This is a genomic window from Pseudomonas sp. stari2 (assembly GCF_040760005.1).
Lineage (GTDB): Bacteria > Pseudomonadota > Gammaproteobacteria > Pseudomonadales > Pseudomonadaceae > Aquipseudomonas.
Window position 1 is genome coordinate 6,285,254 of record NZ_CP099760.1, and the last position, 25,320, is coordinate 6,310,573.

25 protein-coding genes are annotated in these 25,320 nt (G+C 60.5%); 17 read left to right on the top strand and 8 right to left on the bottom strand.

The window, feature by feature from the left end; genetic code table 11:
* Positions 1 to 2: 2 nt before the first annotated feature.
* The 5 genes from lysA to NH234_RS28940 are packed head-to-tail and all read left to right on the top strand — an operon-like array spanning position 3 to position 4,427.
* The gene (lysA, locus tag NH234_RS28920; RefSeq protein WP_367255177.1) at positions 3 to 1,250 is read left to right on the top strand and encodes a diaminopimelate decarboxylase; all 1,248 of its coding nucleotides are present in this window, start codon (positions 3 to 5) and stop codon (positions 1,248 to 1,250) included.
* 4 nt (positions 1,251 to 1,254) lie between these two features.
* Positions 1,255 to 2,085, top strand: coding sequence for a diaminopimelate epimerase (gene dapF / locus NH234_RS28925; RefSeq protein WP_085731429.1), 831 nt, complete (start codon positions 1,255 to 1,257; stop codon positions 2,083 to 2,085).
* A gap of 13 nt (positions 2,086 to 2,098) precedes the next feature.
* Positions 2,099 to 2,824, top strand: coding sequence for a DUF484 family protein (locus NH234_RS28930; protein WP_085731428.1), 726 nt, complete (start codon positions 2,099 to 2,101; stop codon positions 2,822 to 2,824).
* Between the two features lie 2 nt (positions 2,825 to 2,826).
* Complete coding sequence (gene xerC, locus NH234_RS28935; protein ID WP_085731427.1) at positions 2,827 to 3,726, top strand: tyrosine recombinase XerC; 900 nt, start codon at positions 2,827 to 2,829, stop codon at positions 3,724 to 3,726.
* Entirely contained in the window at positions 3,723 to 4,427 is a 705-nt protein-coding gene (locus NH234_RS28940) for an HAD family hydrolase (RefSeq protein ID WP_367255179.1), read from the top strand. Before xerC ends, NH234_RS28940 begins: the two co-directional genes overlap by 4 nt.
* 65 nt (positions 4,428 to 4,492) lie before the next feature.
* Here NH234_RS28940 and sutA read toward each other — a convergent pair whose 3' ends face one another.
* The 4 genes from sutA to glnK all read right to left on the bottom strand — a co-directional run bounded on the left by sutA (position 4,493) and on the right by glnK (position 7,275).
* Positions 4,493 to 4,819 (bottom strand): transcriptional regulator SutA, encoded by a 327-nt coding sequence (gene sutA / locus NH234_RS28945; protein ID WP_007951900.1) that lies wholly within the window; start codon positions 4,817 to 4,819, stop codon positions 4,493 to 4,495.
* 102 nt (positions 4,820 to 4,921) lie between these two features.
* The gene (locus NH234_RS28950) at positions 4,922 to 5,347 is read right to left on the bottom strand and encodes a secondary thiamine-phosphate synthase enzyme YjbQ (RefSeq protein ID WP_085731425.1); all 426 of its coding nucleotides are present in this window, start codon (positions 5,345 to 5,347) and stop codon (positions 4,922 to 4,924) included.
* Between the two features lie 214 nt (positions 5,348 to 5,561).
* A complete protein-coding gene (locus tag NH234_RS28955; RefSeq protein WP_367255181.1) occupies positions 5,562 to 6,899 on the bottom strand; it encodes an ammonium transporter in 1,338 nt (445 codons plus the stop codon).
* A 37-nt stretch (positions 6,900 to 6,936) separates the two neighbouring features.
* Entirely contained in the window at positions 6,937 to 7,275 is a 339-nt protein-coding gene (glnK, locus tag NH234_RS28960) for a P-II family nitrogen regulator (protein WP_002555808.1), read from the bottom strand.
* A gap of 413 nt (positions 7,276 to 7,688) precedes the next feature.
* On the opposite strand from glnK, the gene NH234_RS28965 reads away from it, so the two are divergent.
* On the top strand, positions 7,689 to 7,949 hold the full coding sequence (locus NH234_RS28965) for an accessory factor UbiK family protein (RefSeq protein ID WP_039765256.1): 261 nt from the start codon (positions 7,689 to 7,691) through the stop codon (positions 7,947 to 7,949).
* Positions 7,950 to 8,344: 395 nt separating this feature from the next.
* Positions 8,345 to 8,872, top strand: coding sequence for a Bro-N domain-containing protein (locus NH234_RS28970; protein WP_367255183.1), 528 nt, complete (start codon positions 8,345 to 8,347; stop codon positions 8,870 to 8,872).
* Here the strand turns inward: NH234_RS28970 and NH234_RS28975 are convergent.
* A complete protein-coding gene (locus NH234_RS28975) occupies positions 8,867 to 9,136 on the bottom strand; it encodes a HigA family addiction module antitoxin (RefSeq protein WP_085731421.1) in 270 nt (89 codons plus the stop codon). The two genes, NH234_RS28970 and NH234_RS28975, sit on opposite strands and share 6 nt — an antisense overlap.
* A gap of 779 nt (positions 9,137 to 9,915) precedes the next feature.
* Here NH234_RS28975 and NH234_RS28980 point away from each other — a divergent pair.
* From NH234_RS28980 to NH234_RS29020, 9 genes are all read left to right on the top strand, one after another.
* Positions 9,916 to 10,266: a hypothetical protein gene (locus NH234_RS28980; RefSeq protein WP_367255185.1), complete on the top strand. Its 351-nt coding sequence runs from the start codon at positions 9,916 to 9,918 to the stop codon at positions 10,264 to 10,266.
* A gap of 34 nt (positions 10,267 to 10,300) precedes the next feature.
* Positions 10,301 to 10,471, top strand: a complete 171-nt coding sequence (locus tag NH234_RS28985; protein ID WP_170929585.1) for a hypothetical protein — start codon at positions 10,301 to 10,303, stop codon at positions 10,469 to 10,471.
* Between the two features lie 177 nt (positions 10,472 to 10,648).
* Positions 10,649 to 12,142 carry a YifB family Mg chelatase-like AAA ATPase gene (locus NH234_RS28990; RefSeq protein ID WP_367255187.1) on the top strand — a complete coding sequence of 498 codons (1,494 nt, stop codon included), beginning with the start codon at positions 10,649 to 10,651 and terminating at the stop codon, positions 12,140 to 12,142.
* Between the two features lie 371 nt (positions 12,143 to 12,513).
* Positions 12,514 to 13,680: a hypothetical protein gene (locus NH234_RS28995; protein WP_367255189.1), complete on the top strand. Its 1,167-nt coding sequence runs from the start codon at positions 12,514 to 12,516 to the stop codon at positions 13,678 to 13,680.
* Between the two features lie 74 nt (positions 13,681 to 13,754).
* The gene (locus NH234_RS29000; protein ID WP_367255190.1) at positions 13,755 to 14,303 is read left to right on the top strand and encodes an adenylyl-sulfate kinase; all 549 of its coding nucleotides are present in this window, start codon (positions 13,755 to 13,757) and stop codon (positions 14,301 to 14,303) included.
* Entirely contained in the window at positions 14,300 to 15,049 is a 750-nt protein-coding gene (locus NH234_RS29005) for a class I SAM-dependent methyltransferase (RefSeq protein ID WP_367255192.1), read from the top strand. The genes NH234_RS29000 and NH234_RS29005 overlap by 4 nt, the downstream gene beginning before the upstream one ends.
* A gap of 6 nt (positions 15,050 to 15,055) precedes the next feature.
* Positions 15,056 to 17,371, top strand: coding sequence for a PEP-utilizing enzyme (locus NH234_RS29010; RefSeq protein WP_367255194.1), 2,316 nt, complete (start codon positions 15,056 to 15,058; stop codon positions 17,369 to 17,371).
* Positions 17,368 to 17,964, top strand: coding sequence for a gamma-glutamyl-gamma-aminobutyrate hydrolase family protein (locus tag NH234_RS29015; RefSeq protein ID WP_367255196.1), 597 nt, complete (start codon positions 17,368 to 17,370; stop codon positions 17,962 to 17,964). Before NH234_RS29010 ends, NH234_RS29015 begins: the two co-directional genes overlap by 4 nt.
* A gap of 19 nt (positions 17,965 to 17,983) precedes the next feature.
* Positions 17,984 to 18,697, top strand: a complete 714-nt coding sequence (locus tag NH234_RS29020; protein WP_367255198.1) for a phosphocholine cytidylyltransferase family protein — start codon at positions 17,984 to 17,986, stop codon at positions 18,695 to 18,697.
* Between the two features lie 14 nt (positions 18,698 to 18,711).
* On the opposite strand, the gene NH234_RS29025 is transcribed toward NH234_RS29020, so the two are convergent.
* Positions 18,712 to 20,688, bottom strand: coding sequence for a methyl-accepting chemotaxis protein (locus NH234_RS29025; RefSeq protein ID WP_367255200.1), 1,977 nt, complete (start codon positions 20,686 to 20,688; stop codon positions 18,712 to 18,714).
* A 184-nt stretch (positions 20,689 to 20,872) separates the two neighbouring features.
* Positions 20,873 to 21,793: a LysR substrate-binding domain-containing protein gene (locus tag NH234_RS29030; protein WP_367255202.1), complete on the bottom strand. Its 921-nt coding sequence runs from the start codon at positions 21,791 to 21,793 to the stop codon at positions 20,873 to 20,875.
* 158 nt (positions 21,794 to 21,951) lie between these two features.
* Between NH234_RS29030 and NH234_RS29035 the strand changes: the two genes are divergently transcribed.
* Positions 21,952 to 23,346, top strand: coding sequence for a NorM family multidrug efflux MATE transporter (locus NH234_RS29035; RefSeq protein WP_367255204.1), 1,395 nt, complete (start codon positions 21,952 to 21,954; stop codon positions 23,344 to 23,346).
* A gap of 39 nt (positions 23,347 to 23,385) precedes the next feature.
* Here the strand turns inward: NH234_RS29035 and NH234_RS29040 are convergent, their stop codons facing one another.
* A complete protein-coding gene (locus tag NH234_RS29040) occupies positions 23,386 to 25,056 on the bottom strand; it encodes a putative bifunctional diguanylate cyclase/phosphodiesterase (protein WP_367255206.1) in 1,671 nt (556 codons plus the stop codon).
* Positions 25,057 to 25,320: the final 264 nt, after the last annotated feature.

Sequence of the window (25,320 nt, forward strand, 5' to 3'; positions counted from 1 at the left end):
CCATGGACGCTTTTAACTACCGTGGCGGGGAGCTGTTCGGGGAAGGTGTGGCGCTGTCCGCCATCGCCGACCGCTTCGGCACACCGACCTACGTCTACTCCCGCGCCCACATCGAGGCCCAGTATCTGGCCTATGCCGATGCACTGGCCGGCATGCCGCACCTGGTCTGCTTCGCGGTGAAGGCCAACTCCAACCTCGGTGTACTGAGTGTCCTGGCCCGTATCGGCGCCGGTTTCGACATTGTTTCCCGTGGCGAGCTGGAACGCGTCCTGGCCGCCGGCGGCAGCCCTGACAAGATCGTGTTCTCCGGCGTCGGCAAGACCCGTGACGACATGCGTCGCGCGCTGGAAGTCGGCGTGCATTGCTTCAACGTCGAATCCACCGACGAGCTGGAGCGCCTGCAAGTAGTCGCCGCCGAACTGGGCGTTCGTGCACCGATCTCCCTGCGTGTGAACCCGGACGTCGACGCCGGCACCCACCCTTACATTTCCACCGGTCTCAAAGAGAACAAGTTCGGCATCGCCATCGCCGACGCCGAAGATGTGTACGTGCGCGCCGCGCACCTGCCGAACCTGGAAGTGATTGGCGTCGACTGCCATATCGGCTCGCAACTGACCACCCTGCCACCGTTCCTCGACGCCCTCGATCGCCTGCTCGATCTGGTGGATCGTCTGGGCGATTGCGGCATCCACTTGCGCCACATCGACCTCGGTGGTGGCCTGGGTGTGCGTTACCGCGATGAAGAGCCGCCATTGGCAGCCGACTACATCAAGGCCGTGCGCGAGCGTCTCGACGGTCGTGATCTGGCACTGGTGTTCGAACCGGGCCGCTTCATCGTCGCCAACGCCGGCGTGCTGCTGACCCAGGTCGAATACCTCAAGCACACCGAGCACAAAGACTTCGCCATCGTCGATGCCGCCATGAACGACCTGATTCGCCCGGCCCTGTACCAGGCGTGGATGGACGTGACCGCGGTCAAACCGCGCGACACCGCCGCACGCAAGTACGACGTAGTGGGCCCGATCTGCGAGACCGGCGATTTCCTCGCCAAAGATCGCGAACTGGCGCTGGAAGAAGGCGACCTGCTGGCCGTGCATTCGGCCGGTGCCTACGGTTTTGTGATGAGCTCCAACTACAACACTCGCGGCCGTGCCGCCGAAGTGCTGGTAGATGGCGATCAGGCTTTTGAAGTGCGTCGCCGCGAGACCGTGGCCGAGCTGTTTGCCGGCGAAAGCCTGCTGCCGGAGTAACCCCATGCTGCTGCGTTTTACCAAGATGCACGGCCTGGGCAACGACTTCATGGTCCTCGACCTGGTCAGCCAGCACGCGCACATTCAGCCCAAGCACGCAAAAATGTGGGGCGACCGGCACACCGGCATCGGTTTCGACCAGTTGCTGCTCGTCGAGGCACCGAGCAACCCGGACGTGGATTTCCGTTACCGGATCTTCAATTCCGACGGCTCCGAAGTGGAGCAGTGCGGCAACGGTGCGCGCTGCTTCGCTCGCTTCGTGCTCGACAAGCGCCTGACCGCCAAACGGAAGATCCGCGTCGAGACCAAGGGCGGCATCATCGAGCTGGACGTACGTAACGACGGCCAGATCGGCGTGAACATGGGCGCACCGCGTCAGGTGCCGGCGGACATTCCGTTCCAGGCGACCGAGCAGGCCTTGAGCTATCAGGTCGATGTCGACGGTACGCCGGTCGAGCTGGCAGCGGTGTCGATGGGCAACCCACACGCAGTGCTGCGCGTACAGGACATCAACACCGCACCGGTGCATGAGCTGGGGCCGAAGATCGAACACCATCCGCGCTTTCCGGCGCGGGTCAATGTCGGTTTTCTCCAGGTCATCGACCGTAATCGCGCACAACTGCGCGTCTGGGAACGCGGCGCCGGGGAAACCCAGGCCTGCGGCACCGGCGCCTGCGCTGCTGCCGTAGCTGCGATCAGCCAGGGGTGGATGGATTCGCCACTGTTGATCGACCTGCCGGGCGGGCGCCTGTCCATCGAATGGGCAGGTCCTGGCCAACCGGTGCTGATGACCGGTCCGGCAGTGCGTGTATACGAAGGACAAGTCCGTCTTTGAGTGAGCAGAAGCCATGACCGATAAGCCTCAGGTACCCGCCCGACAGTCCGGTGAAACAGCGTCCGAGAGCCTGGAGGCGGCAGCGGTTGCCGCGTACCTGGAGGCTCATCCGGACTTCTTCGTCGAACATGAAGAACTGCTGCCGTCCCTGCGCATCCCCCATCGTCGCGGCGACACCGTGTCGCTGGTCGAGCGCCAGATGTCCATTCTGCGCGACCGCAACATCGAGATGCGTCACCGCCTCTCGCACTTGATGGACGTGGCCCGGGACAACGATCGCCTGTTCGACAAGACCCGCCGCCTGATCCTCGCCCTGATGGACGCCGCCACTCTGGAAGACGTGGTGATCAGCGTCGAAGACAGTCTGCGTCAGGACTTTCAGGTGCCCTTCGTCAGCCTGATCCTGCTTGGCGACAACCCCGCACCGGTCGGCCGCTGGGTCACTCACGCCGACGCGCAGACCGCCATCGGTGGCCTGCTCACCGAAGGTAAGAGCGTCAGCGGCAGCCTGCGCGAACACGAGCTGGACTTCCTGTTCGGCGAGGAGCAGCGCCAACAGATCGGCTCCACCGCCGTGGTCGCTGTCAGCCACCAGGGCATCCACGGGATTCTGGCCATCGCCAGCCGTGATCCGCAGCATTACAAGAGTTCGGTCGGCACGTTGTTCCTCAGCTACATCGCCGAAGTCATGGGCCGCGTGCTGCCACGGGTCAACAGCTCCCTGCGCTCGGTACGCTGAACATGGAACGACAACTGGACGCTTACTGCGAACACCTGCGCAGTGAGCGACAGGTGTCGCCGCACACATTGTCGGCCTACCGGCGCGACCTCGATAAAGTGCTCGGCTGGTGCGTTAAACAGAACATCGGCAGCTGGCAGGCGTTGGACATCCAGCGCCTGCGCAGCCTGATCGCCCGCTTGCACGCCCAGGGCCAGTCCTCGCGCAGCCTGGCGCGTTTGCTCTCGGCTGTGCGCGGGCTCTATCACTATCTGAATCGCGAAGGCCTCTGCGATCACGACCCGGCGACCGGTCTGGCGCCGCCAAAAGGCGAACGCCGGCTGCCGAAAACCCTTGATACCGACCGAGCGTTGCAATTGCTTGAAGGCGCAGTCGAGGACGACTTTCTGGCCCGACGCGATCAGGCGATTCTGGAACTGTTCTATTCCTCGGGCCTGCGCCTGTCGGAGCTGACCGGGCTCAATCTCGATCAACTCGACCTCGCCGACGGCATGGTTCAGGTGCTCGGCAAGGGCAGCAAGACGCGTCTGTTGCCCGTCGGCAAAAAGGCCCGGGAAGCGCTGGAGCAATGGTTGCCGTTGCGAGCGCTGACCAACCCGGCGGACGATGCCGTGTTCGTCAGCCAGCAAGGCCGACGCCTGGGCCCGCGAGCGATCCAGGTGCGGGTCAAACTGGCCGGCGAGCGCGAGCTGGGGCAGAACCTGCATCCGCACATGCTGCGGCACTCCTTCGCCAGCCATTTGCTGGAGTCCTCCCAGGACCTGCGCGCGGTGCAGGAACTGCTCGGCCACTCGGACATCAAGACCACCCAGATCTATACCCACCTGGACTTCCAGCACCTGGCGGCGGTCTACGACAGCGCCCATCCACGGGCCAAACGCATGAAAGGCGACGATTCATGAGCATCCAGTTGATCACCTTCGACCTCGACGACACCCTGTGGGATACCGCCCCGGTGATCGTCAGCGCCGAAGCGACTTTGCGCCAATGGCTGAGCGAACATGCGCCGAATCTGGGCGCGGTGCCGGTGGAGCATCTGTGGTCGATCCGCGAGCGGGTGCTGGCCAGCGAGCCGGGGCTCAAGCACCGCATCAGTGCGTTGCGTCGGCGGGTGCTGTTCCACGCCCTGGAAGAAGCCGGTTATGCCCACGGCGAAGCGTCGGATCTGGCGGACAAGAGTTTTGAAGTGTTTCTGCATGCCCGGCATCAGATCGAGGTGTTCCCGGAAGTCGAGCCGATCCTGGAAACCCTGGCCAAACACTACGCCCTCGGCGTGGTCACCAACGGCAACGCCGATGTACGTCGTCTCGGGCTGGCGGATTACTTCAAATTCGCGCTGTGTGCCGAAGACATCGGCATCGCCAAACCGGATGCGCGCCTGTTCCATGAAGCCCTGCAGCGCGGTGGCGTGAGCGCCGAAGCCGCAGTGCATATTGGCGATCATCCGGGGGACGACATCGCCGGGGCGCAGCAGGCAGGCTTGCGCGCGATCTGGTTCAACCCGGCGGGCAAGGTCTGGGAAGCGGAGCGCTTGCCGGATGCCGAGATTCGCAGCCTGATCGATCTGCCTGCGGTGCTCGCCCGCTGGAACAGCCTCGGCTAGATTTCTTTCGCCCATGAAAAAGCCCGCAGCGACGGCGGGCTTTTTCAGCAAGCAAGCGGCACGCCTCAGATAGGGCGGCTGCCGTACTTGTTGTCCGGCTTCTTGGGCGGATCGGCGACCACGTTAGCCTCCACTTCCTGCACCTTGCCACCGCGCGCAAGGAACTCTTCCATGGCCTTGGCCAGGGCATCACGCTCCTTGTTCTTGGCTTCGATGCTCGGCAACTCGTCGACCGACACCGCAGCCTTGGCCTTGCCTTTGGCAGCCGGGGCCGGCGTATCGTCACCGCCATCGTCTTCAGCAACGTCTTCCGCTGCTGCTTCCAGACCGTCTTCGGCCTCGTCTTCGTCGCCTACTTCGAGGTCGTCGTTTTCCAGATCATCGTCGCTCATGTTCTACCTCATGACTTGCGAAAAGCAGATTAGTTATAGACCAGCTTTGGCGACTGTCGAAAGCCGCCGTAAAAAAATCGGTAACCATTGGTGACCAACGGTTTATGCCTCTTCACCGTGCAAGGTGGCGAGGACTTTACGGGCACCGCCATGATCGCGATGCTCGCCCAGATAAACGCCTTGCCAGGTACCCAGTGCCAACCGACCCGCCGAAACCGGCAAGCTGATCTGACAGCCCAGCACGCTGGCCTTGAAGTGCGCCGGGAGGTCGTCCAGGCCTTCGTCGTTATGCTCATAGCCGTCTGTTCCTTGTGGGATCAGACGATTGAAAAATCGTTCGAAGTCGCGACGTACCGCCGGATCGGCGTTCTCGTTGATAGTCAACGACGCCGAGGTATGCTGCAGCCACAAATGCAACAGACCGACCCGGCATGCCTTGAGTTCAGGCAGTCCGGCAAGCAACTCTTCCGTCACCAGATGAAAGCCCCGGGGCCGTGCCCGCAGGGTTATCAGAGTCTGTTGCCACATACAGTTCTCCGCACGTTCGGGGCGCATTCTAGCGCGCTCTGAAAAAAAACAAAGGCCCTAATATTCCTTCAATGATGTAAGCCATTGGCCGTAGAAAAACACCCGTCGTAAACACGACCAAAGCAGTACGAAAAATCCTTTCAGCCATCTCAAGGATGACAAATTCCGGACAAAAAAATGCCCGGCGAACCGGGCAAGTTTTTGAGGCGCGTACTTACAGGTTGTAGCCGCGCTCGTTGTGTTGTGCCAGGTCCAGGCCCACCGATTCTTCTTCCTCGGTAGCGCGCAGCCCCATCACGGCATCCAGCACCTTGAGGATGATGAAGGTGACGATTGCGGTGTAGATCACAGTGAAGCCGACGCCTTTGCACTGAATCCACACTTGGGAAGCAATGTCGGTGACGGTGCCGAAACCACCCAGCGCCGGAGCAGCGAACACACCGGTAAGGATTGCGCCGAGGATACCGCCGATACCGTGCACACCGAAGGCGTCCAGGGAGTCGTCATAGCCGAGTTTGCGTTTCAGGCTGGTGGCGCAGAAGAAGCACACCACACCAGCGGCCAGGCCAATGATCAGCGAACCCATAGGGCCCACGGTGCCAGCCGCCGGAGTGATTGCCACCAGACCGGCAACCACGCCCGACGCGATACCCAGTGCGCTCGGTTTGCCGTGGGTGATCCACTCGGCGAACATCCAGCCCAGTGCAGCAGCAGCGGTTGCGATCTGGGTGACCAGCATCGCCATGCCGGCGGTGCCGTTGGCGGCTGCGGCGGAACCGGCGTTGAAGCCGAACCAGCCTACCCACAACATGGCGGCGCCCATCAGGGTGTAACCGAGGTTGTGTGGCGCCATCGGGGTGGTCGGGAAACCTTTGCGCTTGCCCAGCACCAGGCACGCCACCAGACCGGCGATACCGGCGTTGATGTGCACCACGGTGCCGCCCGCGAAGTCGAGCACGCCCCAGTCACCCAGCAGCGACCCCGGACCGCTCCACACCATGTGCGCAATCGGCGCATACACCACGGTGAACCATATGCCCATGAACACCAGCATCGCGGAGAACTTCATACGCTCGGCGAAGGCACCGACGATCAGCGCCGGGGTGATGATGGCGAATGTCATCTGGTAAGTGACGAACACGGCTTCAGGGAACAGCGCCGCCGGGCCAGTAATGCTGGCAGGCGTGATGCCCGCGAGGAAGGCCTTGCCGAAGCCGCCGACGAAGGAGTTGAAGTTGACGACGTTGGCTTCCATCCCGGTGGTGTCGAACGCCATGCTGTAGCCATAAAGGAACCACAGGATGGTGACCAGGCCGGTAATGGCGAAGCACTGCATCATCACGGAAAGAATGTTTTTCGACCGAACCATGCCGCCGTAGAACAGCGCGAGGCCGGGAATGGTCATGAACAGCACGAGGGCCGTCGAGGTCAGCATCCAGGCGGTATCGCCGGAATTGAGGACTGGAGGCGCCACCGGATCTGCCGCCAAAGCCAGGCCGGGCATTACGATGGACAACAGGGCGCCTAGCCCTGCGAATTTACGCAGAGTCATATTGTTTTCTCCTGGGGCGTTGGGTTTGTGGCGGCGTTTAGATCGCGTCGGTATCGGTTTCGCCGGTACGGATGCGGATCGCCTGTTCCAGATTGACCACGAAGATCTTGCCGTCACCGATCTTGCCGGTGTTGGCAGCCTTGGTTATCGCCTCGATAACCCGATCCAGATCCTTGTCGTCGATGGCAACGTCGATTTTCACCTTGGGCAGAAAATCGACCACGTACTCCGCGCCGCGATACAGCTCGGTGTGACCCTTCTGCCGCCCGAAGCCTTTGACTTCAGTAACGGTAATGCCCTGCACGCCGATTTCGGACAGCGACTCGCGCACGTCGTCCAACTTGAACGGCTTGATGATGGCAGTGACTAGCTTCATGAAACTCTCTCCCGAATTGGTGGACTTGCCCCAGGAAAACAAACCCGACTCAAGTCTAAGCGCAGTGCCTGGCTTTGTAACGCATCGTCGGCCGTACCTGCCCGACTGACGCCAGCTAACCGCTCCCGACGAAACTCCCCGTCCCGTCCGGCGCACTGCATTCGTCACAGCGACTGCATCAGTGCATGGGTCACTACCGACTAAGCAGAAAGCTTGCCATCTCGCCAAAATCCCCTGATTTCAATCCCTTGGCCGTGGCCGTCGATGCCATCACCGAAATGGCACACGGGATACGCACAACAACGGTGCGCAGCCGTTCGTCCTTTTGCGCGAAAAGCGTGCATCCCGGCCCGCGCGAATGACTATAGACACTGCGTGATACACTGCCGGCCATTGTTTCCAGGACATATCCCATGCTCGCGCCCAAAGACTTCCTCGACGCCCTGAGCGGCACCGCTTCCCGCCTGTTCAGCGGCGACACGCCATTGCCAAAAGCCGAAATCGAAAGCCAGTTCAAAATGCTGCTGCAAAGTGCCTTCAGCAAACTGGACCTGGTGAGCCGGGAAGAATTCGATAGTCAGATGGTGGTGCTGGCGCGCACTCGCGCCCGGCTTGAGAGTCTTGAAGCGAAGGTGGCTGAGCTGGAAGCGAAGCTGACGCCGTCGGCCGAATAACACCTCGTTTCTTTATGAACGCGGCCCCTTGTGGGAGCGGGCTTGCCCGCGAATGAAGGTCGGAACGACCTTCCCGCCATTCAGGATTCGCTATCGACTCTCGGCAGAATCCTACAGATTGCAATCCCGCCGTCCGATTGCGTCATGAAGCCCTGATTCCTAAGCTCACCCAATGCTGAATGTTCAGCACTGGGTTTGGCGACCCGGAAAGCTTAAGGCGCACGACAACCCTGATGGCGGCTATGTTTACCGCCACATCGAGTCATGGCGGTTGTGCGTGGGAGACCTTCGGGTCTGCCGGGTTCCTTTTGCTCCGGTTCGCCAACCCGCGTACGACTGCCACCCAATTGTTTGGCGACAATTGAGGGCAGCCCTAAAGCAAAAGGAGCTGTTCAATGAATAACGAAGATACGTACCTCACTCCTCAGGTTTTCACCCGCCACAAACTCCCCCTCCACGCCCTCCTCATCCAGAACCAACCCTGGTTCTCTGCCCGTGATCTGGGCCGCCTGCTGCATATTTATCTCAACGAACGCATGCTGCGAAAGCTCGACCCGGACCAATACCAAACTCGCAAAACCCTGATCCACAACCAGATCGAAGATACCCTCCTGATCAGCGAATCCGGCATCTACGCCCTCCTCGTCTATCACTACTGCCCCGAATACCGAGCGCTACGCGAATGGCTCACCCATCAGGTCATCCCCACCCTGCGCGATGCCCAGCACCCCACCACAAGCGAACGCCCACAGCTAAGCCTGTTGAATTGGCCCGAGATGTCGTTGAGTTTGCTGCACTGGAATAACCAGCCGTGGATTCGGTTGCAGGATGTGCCGCAGATGCTGGTAGAACGGGAAAAGCGAAAACACCCAGTGCCGGCCACTTGGTGGAAAAGGGCTTCGCGGATGCTGCAATCGCTATAGGCCCGCATGCCGGAGCTGGGCCCTGCGTAAATCGTAAGTCGACTGAAGATTCATCCAGAACTCAGGCGTGGTGTTGAGGTGGATTGCCAGCCTGATTGCCAGATCGGCGCAGATCCTGAGCTGGCATTTCACAAGCTTCTCGATCTCGGTTTCAGGCCAGTTCGTGGGCATGGCCAAGTCCATGACAGTCATGCCCAACGGCTCCATGAATTCCTTACTCAGAACTTCGCCGGGATGAATCGGGCGCATACCATTGCGGTTCATTTGTCGCCTCCAGAGGCTGCATTGAGCGGCCAAACTGGAGCACCCGACTTTGCAATACAAGACCGTTGAGTCCCTTTCGCTGGCGTCCTACAACTATTAGGGCATGCCCCTACAAAAATCAGCGTCCCCGCCTGGTTATGCCGTCCTTACACCCCTCATTACATTGGCAAACGAAAATGTACCCGTCAGGATGGAGGTCTCTGTGAAAGATAAAAAGAGGAAGACAAAGCTACTTCTGATTGTTGAATTACACCTCCAAGCACTCCGACTGGCTGGAAATATGTCAGCCAATCAACGGAGGCTTATTGAAGTCGCCGTTACGTGCGGGCCTGAGCTTGAGCCAAGCGGCCTGTTGTCGGGCAGAAAATCCTGAATCAAAAAAGAAAAAGGCGTCCGACAGGACGCCTTTTTCTTTTTTTAGGAGTAGTCGCAGCGAATTTTTAGCTCCCAAGCCGTATCACCCTGAATCCGCCCAAACCAACGTCCTTCACTTAAGTAAGTACAGTCCTACAAGGACTGTCCCCCACGCCTGATTACGTGAGTATCCCCGCCTTCGCTACCTTCTGCGGCCTGATCCAAACAGAACTCAGACAATGCGAAGAAAAGGAAAAGGTACCGAGCTCCGTAATCAGACACTCAAATCCGAAGCCCGCAAGCTTGCACACCAAACCATATCCATGGACCCGGAAGCATTAGCGGCCGGGGTGGATGCAACATTACTCGGAATTGAGCCAATTACTTCTGTAGCAATCAATGCATACCACCAGTGGAGCGGGCCCGTGAGCTATCCATGGGATGACGTGCTGAAGTGGAAAACCAAAGACGCAAAGGGTCTGGACCTGGCTTTTTGGTACGAAGGAGAGCTGTGCGGCTTGTGTTACGCAACTCCGCGCAAAAGCACGATCTGCATAAAAATCATCCTTTTGCAGGGACGAACTGGCAGAACCCACACCTTGCGAGGCTGGATCGCACCCATGGCGCTACTGACAACTGAATTCTATGCACGGAGACTGGGATGCACTGAAATCGAGGTCCAGGAACCTGACTCTGGCGCCATCCCCTACTACCAAAAACTTGGGTTTCATTTCGACACAGCCGACCGCCTTGTCTTTCCACTGGACGACCAATAAGATCGACTCATTCATCCAGACACGAGAGGTGTCTATGAAACAGAAGAAACAGAAAAAACAGCCGTTACTCGCATCCAGGCTTCGTGCAGAAACGCCCAGTTTGACCGATACGGTTTCTGCCAGTCAGCGGCACTTTTTGAAAGTCGCCGCGGCCTATGGCAAAGAATTGGAGCCTGATGGCTGGCTCGCCGGTGGCGGAACCTGAATCCCGCATTAAAAGACCGTCTAGTAGGCGGTTTTTTTTCGCTTGAAGATTAGTCCTTTCGATTCCAGCAACATCCAGTGAAGCTTTGCCCAGGCAACTGTCCCTTCAACTCCCTCCTCCCCGACTACCCTTAAAAAACCGCAGGAAGCGGCCCCCGATTCAACTCAAGGAACGACCATGTCCCTCGCCATCGTCCACAGCCGCGCCCAGATTGGCGTGGATGCTCCCGCCGTCACCGTCGAAGTCCACCTCGCCAACGGCTTGCCCTCGCTGACCATGGTCGGCCTGCCCGAAGCGGCGGTGAAGGAGAGCAAGGACCGGGTGCGCAGCGCGATCATCAATTCCGGGCTGCAGTTTCCGGCGCGGCGGATCACGTTGAATCTGGCCCCGGCGGATCTGCCCAAGGACGGCGGGCGGTTTGATCTGGCGATTGCGTTGGGGATCCTGTCGGCGAGTGTGCAGGTGCCGACGTTGACGCTGGATGACGTGGAGTGCCTCGGTGAGCTGGCGTTGTCCGGCGCAGTGCGGGCGGTGCGCGGGGTGTTGCCGGCGGCACTGGCGGCACGCAAGGCGGGGCGGACGTTGATGGTGCCTCGGGCAAATGCCGAAGAGGCATGCCTGGCATCAGGGCTGAAGGTGATCGCGGTGGATCATCTGCTGGAGGCAGTGGCGCATTTCAATGGGCATACACCGGTCGAACCTTATGTTTCGGACGGGTTGATCCATGCAGCCAGACCTTATCCCGACTTGAATGAAGTTCAGGGTCAACTGGCAGCCAAGCGCGCGCTGCTGATAGCGGCGGCGGGCGCGCATAATCTGCTGCTCAGCGGGCCACCGGGAACGGGCAAGACGTTGCTGGCCAGTCGATTGCCGGGGTTGCTTCCGCCTCTGGCCGAGTGTGAAGCGCTGGAAGTGGCTGCGATTCAATCGGTCGCCAGTGGCGCCCCGCTCACCCACTGGCCGCAACGGCCCTTTCGCCAACCTCACCATTCGGCCTCCGGGCCGGCACTGGTCGGTGGCAGTTCAAAACCTCAGCCCGGCGAAATCACCCTCGCCCACCACGGCGTGCTGTTTCTCGACGAACTGCCGGAGTTTGATCGCAAGGTGCTGGAGGTACTGCGCGAACCTCTGGAGTCCGGGCATATCGTCATCGCGCGCGCGAAAGACCGCGTGCGCTTCCCTGCACGCTTTCAACTGGTTGCGGCAATGAACCCGTGCCCCTGCGGATATCTGGGCGAGCCAACGGGGCGCTGCTCATGCACCCCGGACATGGTGCAGCGTTATCGCAACAAGCTGTCGGGGCCGTTGCTGGACCGGATCGATCTGCACCTGACCGTTGCACGGGAAGCCACTGCATTGAACCCGACAATGAAGCCCGGCGAGGACAGCGCCAGTGCAGCGATTCAGGTCGCCGAAGCCCGGGAGCGACAGCAAAAGCGTCAAGGCTGCGCCAATGCGTTTCTGGATCTGCCGGGGTTGCGCAGACACTGCAAGTTATCCACAACCGACGAGCACTGGCTGGAGTCAGCGTGTGAGCGGCTGACCCTCTCGCTGCGTTCGGCACATCGACTGCTCAAGGTTGCGCGGACACTGGCCGATATAGAGAAGGTTGATGCCATCTCTCGCGAACATCTGGCCGAAGCGCTTCAGTATCGCCCGTCGACGCAATGACAGGATGGACAGGTGCTTGCTGGCGATCTTTGCCGACTGAAAATAAAGTCCGCACGCGCTGATAGCCATTAGCCAAGATGTGATATAACGACGGCGCTCTTCATCAGGCACCAGAGCTTTTAGTTAAAAGCTCAAATTTTAAAGCAATATAAAATGGAGGCGGCACATCATGGAAAAGATCTCTTCAGCCCACCGGGCGCAATATATTTGATCAATTAAAATCGTCATAAAACGGCATGTTCCCAAACAACTGCCGATGACAGGTTTTCAATGGCTAATTCGCCAAGACAATATCAATCAGTTGATTGTCAACGCGCGCCAGCCGACCCAACTTGTTTTGCCACGGCAAATTTTATAAGCACAAGTCAAAAATGAAAAACGTCTATCTGATCAGCAATGTCACCCGTGGCGGCAAAACATACCTCGAATACCTGATCCCTGCACTTGATGCCCTGCGCAACACTTACAACTGCATCGTCCTGCAAACAGACAAGACGGGGCTGAGCAGACAAGAGGCAGAAGAGATCCTCGACTACCCGGTTCAGCAGGTAGGCGTAGAGGTGATCTCGAACCTGGAATCACAAATCGTCATTTCAAACGATGCCTGGGTTGGCCGCGTGCTCGACGATTCGAACTTTGGCATCTTCCTGACCCACGGCAATATCGGAATGCCGACCAGGGACAAGTATTACTACGCCGAACTGACGTCCTATTGGGACGTGGTCATTGCTTCGTCCCGATCAGGATTTGACCTGATCAAAACCGGCCTGCAACGCTACAGACCCGACAGAAAAGCCCTGAAATCCCTGATCGTCGATGGCATTGCATTGCGCACCGACATGCGCAAGACAAGTCCGGTCGCGACATTGCCAATCAAGGTTCCCCGGTTCTTCGAGTCCGCTCCCGTGTCGAACAGGACATCGGGGGACTACGTTGTCGGGCTGCTGCCGACACAATTGGGTATTTGCCCAAGTGGCGCGTCGCTGTACGAAAACCTGCAAACCGTGATCAATGCCGTCAGGTCACAGATTGCACATGCCCGGTTCATCCTGCGTCCGTACATGGCTGACCTCGAGCATCCAACCCTGAAGGACCTGTGCAAACAGCTCTCTGTGTATGACTGGATCACCATAGATAAGCCAGGCACCAGCAGCACGGTTTTCTACCAGCAGTGCGACACCATCATTACCGACGCCTCGACCGGTGGTGTGTCGTTCATGCTCAACTCATGCAAGCTGCCAATCTATTACGTTCCGACCTCCGATGAATGCAATCCGATTGTCGACGCCTGGCTGCAACAGATGAATAACCTGCTGCCCATCGCAAAAAACGCTGACGAACTAAAAGAGCTGGCACTGGGTTTCAGTCTGATGTCCCCCGACGACAATTATTTTATATACAAGAAGTTCTACGAAACGCAGTACCACAACTTGCCGTTACCGCGGGATGTGTTTCATGACTTGATCGAGAACAAGCATGACTCGATGTTCTGCCAGTCAACTATCGACTCCTTTGGCAATATCAAAGAGCGTGACTGAACACAGATAAACCGCGTTGAACCTGCTGCAAGGTTTAACGCCAGATACCCACACGGAACACTGGTCAGAACGCTATGAAATGTGACCCTCGCGCGCAGGTGATATGGATTACGGGCCTTTCGGGCGCCGGCAAATCAACGCTGGCCGGTGAGCTCGTTGCCCGTCTGCGCAGCAATGGCCAATCGGTTGTGATGCTCGATGGCGATGAGTTGCGCGAGGTATTCGGCGCCACTGCTGCCAACTCGCAGAACCATGGCCGTGAAGGTCGACTCGCGCTGGCCATGCAATACGCCCATCTCTGCAGAATGATCGCGGCGCAAGGCCACACCGTGGTGATCGCAACGATCTCGCTGTTTCGTGAAGTTCATGCGTGGAACCGCGCCCATCTGCCCGGTTATTTCGAGGTTTACCTGAAAGTGCCGGTAGAGGAGCTCAGCCGCCGGGATCCCAAGGGCATCTACCGTCGGTTTCATGCCGGTGAACTGAACAACGTTGCCGGACTTGACCTGCCCGTTGATGAACCGCAAGCGGCGGACTGGCTGGTTGAATTCGACCCCCTGCGCTCCGGGCAAAGCCTGGCAGACGATTTACTCAATAAAATTTATACAAGGAATCTGGTATGAAAACCGAATGGGATTACACCACCCTGGCCGACGCCTATCTGAAGCGTCCTGACTACGCCGATGCCGCCATCGACGCGATGCTCTCGATCGCAGGTGCCGAACAGGGCGACAAGTTCTGCGACGTCGGCGCCGGTGTTGCTCACCTGACGCTGATGCTGGCCGCTCGTGGCCTGCACGTTACCGCCGTGGAACCCAACGATGCGATGCGCGCCAACGGCATCAAGCGCACCGCCGAGCTGGCCAATGTCAAATGGCACGAAGGCACAGGCGAAGTGACCGGCCAGGCGACCCAGGCGTTCGACATGGTCACCTTCGGCAGCTCATTCAACGTCTGCGACCGCCAACAGGCCCTGAAAGAAACCGCGCGCATTCTCAAGCCTCGTGGCTGGTTCGCCTGCATGTGGAACCACCGCAATCTTGAAGACCCGATCCAGGCCCGGATCGAAGCCATCATCAAGGAGCGCGTACCGGGTTATGGCTACGGCACCCGTCGCGAAGACCAGACGGCCGTGATCGACGCCAGTGAACTGTTCGGCCCGGTCGTACACCTGGACGCCCGAGTCATTCACGAGCAGAGCATCGAAGAATGCCTGGAAGCCTGGCGCTCCCACGCCACGCTGGAGCGTCAGGCCGGTGCGAACTTCCACGAAGTGATCAGCGCCATCGACGACTACCTGAAAGGCCTGAAGACGCCTTCGATCCAGATTCCGTACTCGACGAACATTTGGGTCGCCCAGCTGAGATAACGCCTGATGGCCCTGCATTTCTCTACCAAGGCCGGCACGCTGTCCAGCCTGCAAGGACGACTCGCGTCGGCCCGCATTGCGCCGCTGCTGGCATTCACCGTGGCGGACTGGCAACGGGATCGGCAAGCCTGTGTCCTGGCTGTCCAGGGACGGCTGCCTGCCGCTCCCTGGATCGTGCGTTCAAGCTGCGGACGCGAAGACAGCGCCCAGGCGTCCTTCGCGGGCGCCTTCCTGTCGATCCCGGATGTCGATGACGCAGGGCTGGCCTCGGCGGTTGAACAGGTGATCGCCAGTTACGGCGAGGTGTATCCGTCGGACGAGATCCTGATCCAGCCCATGCTGCGGAATGTGCTGCGCTCCGGCGTCGCGTTTTCCCACGACCCCAACACCTGCACCCCCTATCGCGTGGTGAACTGGTCGGAAGGCAGCGACACCGCCTCGGTGACCGGTGGCATGGGCGGTCGGCTCTGGCAGCAGGCCGCCCACAGCAAACTTGCAGCACCTGCGTCCCTCGCGCCCGTGATTGGCTTGCTCGAAGAGCTGCTGCCGCTATTCGGCGGCGTGCCGCTCGACTGCGAGTTTGCAATCACTGGTGAAAACGACGGCGAAGCGCTCTGGCTGTTACAGGCCCGGCCGCTGATTCTGCCTTCCCGTCCGGAATCCGAGGCGGAGCAGGCCGCCCGCCTGGAAAGCATTCAGCGCAAAGTGGCGCGCGGCATGCGACCGCATCCTTTCCTGATCGGCCAGCGCACGGTCTATGGCGTGATGCCTGACTGGAACCCGGCCGAGATCATCGGTATCCGGCCCAAGCCGTTGGCACTCTCGCTGTACCGGGACCTGGTGACCGACTCCATCTGGGCGTACCAACGTCACAACTACGGCTACCGCAACTTGCGCAGCTTTCCGCTGATGCCGCACTTTTTCGGCCTGCCTTATATCGATGTGCGTTTGTCGTTCAACTCCTTCATTCCGGCAGATCTTGATGAAGATCTGGCCGGGCGGCTGGTCGACTACTACATCGATCGGTTGCTGGCCGAGCCGACACTCCACGACAAGGTGGAGTTCGAAATCGTGTTCTCCTGCTACACCCTGGATCTGTCGCAACAACTGGAACGCCTCGCCGATGCAGGCTTTCAGCCCCACGAGCTGGACGCGATCAGCACCAGCCTGCGCAAGCTGACCAACCGTATCGTCCACCCCAAGGACGGTCTGTGGCGCAGCGATGCCAACAAACTCGATGTGCTCAATGCCCGCCGCGATGAATTGCTGGCTTCCGATGCCGATCCGCTGGAGCGCATTTACTGGTTGCTGGAAGATGCGAAACGCTACGGCACCCTGCCCTTCGCCGGTCTGGCCCGCGCCGGCTTCGTCGCCGTGCAGATGCTCAGGTCGCTGGTGGCCGTAGGTGTGTTTTCGCAGGCAGACTACGATGCGTTCATGGCCGGTGTTTCCACCGTCAGCGGGCAATTGGCACGCGATCGGGCGACGCTCGACAAGACGACTTTCCTGGCGCGTTACGGGCATCTGAGACCGGGCACCTACGACATCCTTTCACCGCGCTACGATGAAGCGCCGGAGCTCTATTTCGACTGGACTCAACGCCCGACCGCCCCGGAACCCCTTCAACCGTTTTCGCTGACGCTGCCGCAGATGCGCGAGATCGTGAAACTGCTCGAGGCCCATGGCTTGCAGCCCGATCCGGTCGGTTTGCTGGACTTTCTGCAGAACGGTATCGAACTGCGGGAACTGGCCAAGTTCCACTTCACCCGTAATCTCTCCGACGCGCTGGCATTGATTGCGCAAGTCGGTGCCGAGCACGGCATCGGTCGCGAAGACCTGGCCTATTGCGATATCCGCGCCTTCACCGAACTGCACGTGGCGGCAGCGGATCCGAAAGAGGTACTGCTGCGCAGCATCGAACAGGGCAAGGCGCGCTATGCCGAGACGCTCAAGGTCTCCCTGCCACCGGTAATCACCCGACCGGAAGATGTCTGGTGTTTCGAGTGGCCGGAAACGGCGCCCAATTTCATCACCCAGAAGCGCGTGACCGCGCCGGTTGTGCTGTGCGACGACCGGGACAAACTCGCCGGGGCGATCGTCTGTATTCCCAACGCGGATCCGGGGTTCGACTGGTTGTTCGCCTACCCGATTGCCGGATTGATCACAGCGTGGGGCGGCGCCAATTCGCACATGGCGATCCGTGCCGGCGAACTGGGCTTACCGGCCGTCATTGGTGCGGGTGAAGTGCTTTACCGGCGCTGGTCGACGGCGGATTTCCTGCACCTGGATTGCCCGGGCCGCCGGGTGGAGATGATGGCATGAAGGTTGTCGCCGTCAGTCAGCGAGTGGACAGTCACCCGGAACGCGGAGAAGCCCGTGATGCGCTGGATCAGCGACTGATCGGTTTCCTTCTGGCAGCCGGTTTCGTCCCGGTGCCAGTGCCCAACGGCTTGCCGCTCGATCACTGGCTGGCGGCCGTCGCGCCCCACGCCATCGTGCTGTCGGGGGGCAATGACATCGGTCAGTGCCCGGCCCGCGACCGCACCGAAAGCGAGTTACTGGATCACGCAAACGCGCGTCAGTTGCCAGTGCTGGGCATTTGTCGCGGCATGCAGATGCTGGCGCACTGGTCCGGTGGCGAGCTGAAACCGGTCACCGGTCATGTGCGAACCCGGCATCGGTTGTCCGGCCGGATCGTTGCCGAAGTGAACAGCTATCACGGCCTCGCCCTTGCTGGCTGCCCGCAGGGGTTTGAAGTCATGGCCCGCAGCGAAGACGGGGAAATCGAAGCCATCCGCCACCTTCAACTGCCGTGGGAAGGCTGGATGTGGCACCCGGAACGTGAAGCGGATTTTGCCTCCCACGACCTGACGCGAATCCAGCAGTTGTTCGGCGAACCCCACTCCTCTCAATAACCCACGGGATAGACGTGTTGTGAAAGCCATTATTCTGGCTGCCGGACGTGGCAGCCGCATGAAAAGCCTCACGGATGAGCGCCCCAAGTGCCTGGTCGAATTGCGGGGCAAACCGCTGCTCGAATGGCAGCTGGAGTCCCTGCGCGCGGCCGGTATCAGTGAAATCGCCGTGGTCACCGGCTATAAACGTGAGTTGCTGGCCGAACGTGGCCTGATCGAGTTTCACAACCAGCGCTGGGCGGACACCAACATGGTCTCGTCACTGGCCTGCGCCGAATCGTGGCTGCTGGGGCAGCCGTGCATCGTGAGTTATTCCGATATTTTCTACAGCCCGGCTGCGGTTCAGTCGTTGATGACCAACACGGCGTCACTGGCGGTGACCTATGACCCCAACTGGCTGGAACTGTGGACGCAACGTTTCGGCGATCCGCTGCTGGATGCCGAAACCTTCCGCCTGACCGACGCCGGTACGCTGGCGGAAATCGGCAACAAGCCGCAATCGGTGGACGAAGTTCAGGGCCAATACATGGGGCTGCTGCGCTTCACCCCCGAGGGCTGGGCAGAGGCCGTTCGGCTAAGAGCCGAACTGACCGCGGAACAACGCGACAAGATGCACATGACCAACACTCTGCAGCGCGTCATCGATGCAGGCCGGGTTCCCATCGAGGCTGTTGCCTACACGGGAGAGTGGGGAGAGGTCGACTCCAGCGAAGACCTCTCCGCGTACCAGTAAACAGGTACTCCACCTCAACGGAAGCGGTCGACCTCTTGGCGCAGGTCGGCCGCCAGGCTTTCCAGTTCCTTCGCGGTAATCGCCAGGTTCGACACCACCTCGCGCTGCTCGCTGTTGGCCATCGCGATGCTCTGCAGGTTGCTGCTCAACAACGTCGCGGTACTGCTCTGCTCCTGAGTCGCGGTAGTGATCGCGGCAAACTGCTGACCCGCCGAACGGCTCTGCTCATCGATCCGCGCCAGCGCCGATGCGACGTTGGCGTTACGCGACAGGCCTTCCTGCATCAGCACGTTGCCTTGTTCCATGGTGCTGATGGCGTTGCCGGTTTCCTGCTGGATGCTATGGATCATGCCGGAGATTTCATCGGTCGCCTGACGAGTGCGCGACGCCAGATTGCGCACTTCGTCAGCCACCACGGCAAAACCGCGACCCTGTTCACCGGCACGGGCCGCTTCGATGGCGGCGTTGAGTGCCAGCAGGTTGGTTTGTTCGGCAATCGAGGTGATCACGCTGACGATGCCGCCGATTTCCTGGGAGCGCTGACCCAGCGTGTTGATCACGGTCGCCGTGGTGTTCAGTGCGCCGGCAATCTGCTCCAGCGAGGACGACGCTTCTTCCATCGACGTGCGACCGATCTGGGTCTGCTGAGCGTTTTCCTGGGCCAGACGCTGGGTGTTGCCCATGTTGTCGGCAATGTTCAGCGACGTGGCGGAGAATTCTTCAACCGCACCCGCCATGCTGGTGATTTCGCCAGACTGCTGCTCCATGCCTTCATAGGCGCCGCCAGACAGGCCGGACAGCGCTTGAGCCCGACGGTTGACCTCTTCCGAGGCGCGGCGGATGTGCTCGACCATGGTCGACAGCGCTTGGCTCATCTGGTTGAAGGCGCGGGCCAACTGGCCGATTTCGTCATTGCTCGACACGCTCAGACGCACGCTCAGATCACCGGCACCCAAGGCTTCGGCCTGACGAACCAGATCACCCAAAGGCGCCAGTTTGCTGCGCAGCAACCAGACCACGGAGCCGACCGCCAGCAACATTGCCAGCAGACTGCCGATGGCCAGTTGGGTACCCACGCTCCAGGTCACCGCGCGAATCTCGGCCTTCGGCATGCTCGCCACCACCGACCACGGACCGCCTTCGAACGGCACGGCAATGCTGTAGAAGTCTTCGGACTTATCGCTCCAGAACCGGCCTTTACCCGGCGCTTTCGCCAGATCATTGATCACAGGAACCGCTTGATCCAGCGCCTGCACGCCAGCCGGCGCCACCAGCCATTGGTTCTTTTCGTCCAGCAGCGCCAGCGAGCCGGTCTGGCCGATGCGGAAGCGCTTGAGGTTGTCGAACTGGGCGTTCTGCGCGTCGGTGTAATCGAAGCCGACGAACAACACAGCAATCACCTTGCCGCTGCTGTCACGCACCGGGGTGTATTGAGTCATGTAGGAGCGATCGAACAGCAAGGCGCGGCCAACATAACCCTGCCCCGCCATCAACTTCGCGTAGGCCGGGTGAGCGTGATCGAGCAAGGTGCCGATGGCGCGACTGCCATCCTGCTTGGTCAGCGAGGTGCTGACCCGCACGAAGTCTTCGCCGCTGCGCACGAACAGCGTGGCGACACCCGCCGTCATCTGCTTGAACTCGTCGACTTCCTTGAAGTTGTTGTTCAGCACTTCGCTGCCCAGATGCAGGCCCGGGGTCTGGGTGCCAGCGACGTTGACCGGCTCGCCCGGATGAATGCTCAGGCCGGCGCTGAAGCGCTTCTCGAACAATCCGCTCAGGCGCTGGGTGCTTTCACGCAGCGTGCCGTGGAAAGTGCTCAACTGGTCGGCGAGCAGGCGTGCCTCGCTAGCCAGGTGTTCTTCACGAGTGGCGAGGTTGGCGGTGTCAAGCGAACGCAGGGCGAACACCGTACTGCCGCTGATGACAATCGCCAGTATCACGGCGAGCGCGAGGCCCAGCTGCGAGGCGATCCGGGCGCGAGGTTGAGACATGGACAGCTCCTGGCCGAGCCACGGGATCCTCCTTGATCCTGACTCGGAAATTTTTCTAATAGTGGGGGTGAATCGTGGATACCGGCACGACGGTTCCACATGCACGTATTCGGCGGTAAAACCGAATACTTGAGCGAATAGCAGGGTTATGGCGAAAGGCCGGCATTGTGCAGGCTCGAACGTTTCAGCTCAAGCGTGTGACCGCCGGCAGCGTCATGGCGCGGACTTCCCCTTGCAGGAAGTCGCTCAGGCGGCGCAAACGTTCACCTCCCGGACGGGTTTTTGGCCACACCAGGTAATAATTCAGTCCGCTGGCGACCGCCGTCGGCCACGGCAGACTCAGGCGTCCTTGCGCGACATCCTCGGCCACCATCAGCAAATCCCCCATGGACACACCGTAGCCCCGGGCCGCCGCAATCATCCCGAGTTCCAGGGTATCGAACACCTGCCCGCCCTTGAGTGACACCTGATCCGACAACCCCATGTGTTCCAGCCAACTGCGCCAGTCCCGGCGATCCGGCGTCGGGTGCAGCAATTCGGCGCTGGCCAGCCGTGCAACGTCCCAGGACTGGTCGTTGAGCAGATTCGGCGCGCCGACCGGAATCAGTTCCTCTGGAAACAGCAGGCTGGCTTCCCAGTCCGGCGGAAAATGCCCGTCACTGAGCAACACCGCGCAATCGAAGGGCTCGTTGTTGAAGTCCACCGAATCCACGTCCATCCAGGCGCTGGTCAGTTGTACCTCGTTGCCCGGCTGCAGATGGCGGAAGCGACTGAGCCGCGCCAGCAACCAGCGCATGGTCAGGGTCGACGGAGCTTTCATGCGCAGGATGTCATCCTCGGCGCGCAAGGTATTGCAGGCTCGCTCCAGGGCGGCGAATCCCTCGCGGATGCCCGGCAGCAGCAGGCGCGCCGACTCGGTCAGTTGCAGATTGCGACCGCTGCGATGGAACAAGCGGCAGGCGAAATGCTCTTCGAGCGTACGGATGTGCCGGCTCACCGCACTTTGCGTGATCGACAACTCTTCTGCGGCCCGAGTGAACGAACTGTGCCGCGCCGCCGCTTCGAATGCGCGCAGGGCATACAAGGGTGGAAGACGACGGGACATGCACAACGCTCCAATGGCGGGATTGCGCCAACTTAACAGAATCATCGCAGGATGAGTTTTAATCATGCCACCCATCCTTTTTATCCCTTTGTGCAACCTGCGCCAAACCCTGAGAATCGACGGTCTCTTGCTCCCTCTTTTATAAGGATGTGAACGCCATGCAGCGTCCTGTGCGTACCGAACTCTGGGCCATCCTGCGGCTGGCGGGGCCGTTGATCGCCTCGCAGTTGGCACACATGCTGATGGTGCTGACCGACACCCTGATGATGGCCCGCCTCAGCCCCGAAGCACTGGCCGGCGGCGGTCTGGGCGCGGCCAGTTATTCGTTCGTGTCGATTTTCTGCATCGGCGTGATCGCGGCGGTTGGCACTCTGGTGGCGATCCGTCAGGGTGCCGGCGACATCATCGGCGCCGCCCGCCTGACTCAGGCCGGGCTATGGCTGGCGTGGCTGATGGCACTCGGTGCCGGGTTGCTGTTGTGGAATCTGAAACCGGTGCTGTTGCTGTTCGGCCAGACCGAGACCAACGTCAACGCTGCCGGACAATTTCTGATCGCCCTGCCGTTTGCCCTGCCCGGCTACCTGAGCTTCATGGCCCTGCGCGGCTTCACCAGCGCCATCGGCCGGGCAACACCGGTGATGGTCATCAGTCTCGCCGGCACGGTGGCCAACTTCCTGCTCAATTACGCGCTGATCACCGGCATGTTCGGCCTGCCGAAACTGGGCCTGACCGGTATCGGCCTGGTCACGGCGATTGTTGCCAACTGCATGGCACTGGCGCTGGCCTGGCACATCCGCCGGCATCCGGCCTATAACGCCTACCCGCTGCGTGAAGGCCTGTCGCGGCCTAACCGGCAGTACCTCAAAGAACTCTGGCGCCTGGGTCTGCCGATTGGTGGCACCTACGCGGTAGAGGTCGGGCTGTTCGCCTTCGCGGCGCTGTGCATGGGCACCATGGGCAGCACCCAATTGGCGGCGCACCAGATTGCCCTGCAAATCGTCTCGGTGGCATTCATGGTGCCGGCGGGAATGTCGTATGCGATCACCATGCGCGTCGGCCAGCATTACGGCGCCGGGCAATTGAACGATGCGCGGATGTCCGGGCGGGTCGGCATCGTCTTTGGAGCAGTGGTGATGCTGGGGTTTGCGATGGTGTTCTGGCTGTTGCCGAACCAGTTGGTCGGTTTGTTCCTCGACCATAACGATCCGGCGTTTGCCGAGGTGATTCGGCTGGCGGTGAGCCTGCTGGCGGTGGCGGCGTGGTTCGAGCTGTTCGACGGCACGCAGACCATTGCCATGGGCTGCATCCGCGGACTCAAGGATGCCAAGACCACCTTCCTCGTCGGGCTCGGTTGCTACTGGCTGATCGGCGCGCCGGCAGCGTGGTTGATGGCGTTCCATCTGCACTGGGGGCCGACCGGCGTCTGGTGGGGTTTGGCGCTGGGCCTGGCCTGCGCGGCAATCAGCCTGACACTGGCGTTCGAATGGAAGATGAAGCGGATGATTCGACTGGAGCCGCAATCTCAAGGATTCAAGATTGCTCAGCCGGAATGACGGGCTACGGGAGCAACCCTGCTCCCGTAAGCTTGTTGGTCAGACCACAATGCCCAGCGGAGGCTGGCTGGCGTCAGCAATCAGATAGTCAATCAACTCCGCCAACGGCAACGGTTTGCTGATCAGGTAACCCTGCACCTGATCGCAGCCGAATCCGCGCAACAGATCCAGCTGCTCCCGGGTTTCCACCCCTTCGGCCACCACTTCCAGGTGCAGGTTGTGCGCGAGGTTGATCATCGCGTGCACCAGTTTGCGGTTCTCTTCGCGCTGTTCCATGCCGCCGACAAAGCTCTTGTCGATCTTCAGCAAGGTGATCGGCAGGCTGTTGAGGTGCACGAACGACGAGAACCCGGTGCCGAAGTCATCCAGCGAAAAACGCACGCCGAGGCGACCGAGGGCGTCCATGGTCTGCTTGACCAGATCGCTGCGGCGCATCACGGCAGTTTCGGTGAGTTCGAATTCCAGCCATTGCGCCTCGACACCACGCTCGGCGATCAGACGGCTGAGCGTCGGCAGCAATTGGCTGTCCTGAAACTGGCGGAACGACAGGTTGATCGCCATGTGCAGCGCCGGCAATCCGCGTTCGCGCAACGCCTGCATGTCACGCAGGGCCCGGGAAATCACCCAGTAACCCAGCGGCACGATCAGACCGCTCTGCTCGGCCAGCGGCACGAATTCGCTCGGCGGCAACAAGCCGCGTTCACTGTGGCGCCAGCGCACCAGGGCTTCGAGGCCGACAATCTGGCCGTCCTGCATATTCAGGCGCGGCTGGTAATGCAGCTCCAGTTCATCGCGACGCAACGCCCGACGCAGTTCACTTTCGAGGTCGGCGATGCTCCGCGCGTTGCGGTTGATCCGCTCGTTGAAGATGTGAAAAGTGCAGCCTTGAGTGCTCTTGGCCTGCTGCATGGCGATATGCGCGTGCCACATCAGCGGATCGGCACCGCCCTGAGCGCGGGCATGGGCGATGCCCAGGCTGGAGCCGATCAACAGGCTTTCACCGTCGATCCAGTAAGGTTCGGCCAGGGCTTCGGTGATGCGCTCGGCCATCCATTCGGCGCGTTGCGGGGCGCGACGGGTGTCGATCAACAGGGCAAATTCATCGCTCCCCAGACGTGCCAGTTGATCACCGGCCTCCAGTTGGCTCTTCAGCCGGGCGACGACTTGCAGGATCAAGCGGTCGCCCGCCTGATGGCCGAGAGCGTCGTTGGCATGTCGGAAGTTGTCGAGATCGAGGTGCCCGAGCGCCAGGCCGCGACCGTCGTTTTCCGCCAGCCGAGCCGTGAGCAGAGTCTGGAAACCCTGACGGTTGGCGATGCCGGTCAAGGGGTCCTGTTCAGCCAGGCGTTGCAGGGTGTTTTCCAGCACGCCGCGTTCGCGCACATGGCGCAGGCAACGGCGAAGCATGCCGGCATCGAGGGCATCGAACACCAGCCAGTCACTGACACCATCGGGCGCAGTCGCCGGTTCGTGCTCCAGCAGCAACACCGTCGGCAGGTTGCATCGGCCGGGCGCCGGCTGCAAAGCAGGAACGGTCAACAACACCGCATGGCGGTTGTCTTCGAACAGACTGCTGACCGACTCCCAGTTCGGCGCGCTGATCAGCACCGCCGCACTCCCCAACGGAGCCAGACACTCGCGCAATAACGCTGTCCACGCAGGCTCTTCAGCCAGTAGCAGCAAACGCAAGGGTTCGACAGGCGTAGTCAAGCTGACTCCCTAGACTCTGCAATGATGTGGGCGGCGGGCATTATGCCGTCGCGGCTACCAATGACCAAACGACAACGGTTATCAAAACGTTATTTTGTGTCACGAATGAGAACATTAGCCGCAAAATCACCGCGCATCCTGCGTGAAAGTAACAAAACCGGCAAATTTGAATCGCGTGCTGCGTCACAAGTCGGAGAGAGCAGCACAAATCGCTGAGCCTGTTAAAATGCCGGCCCATTTCGTCAACGACTCCCGAATTTTCGT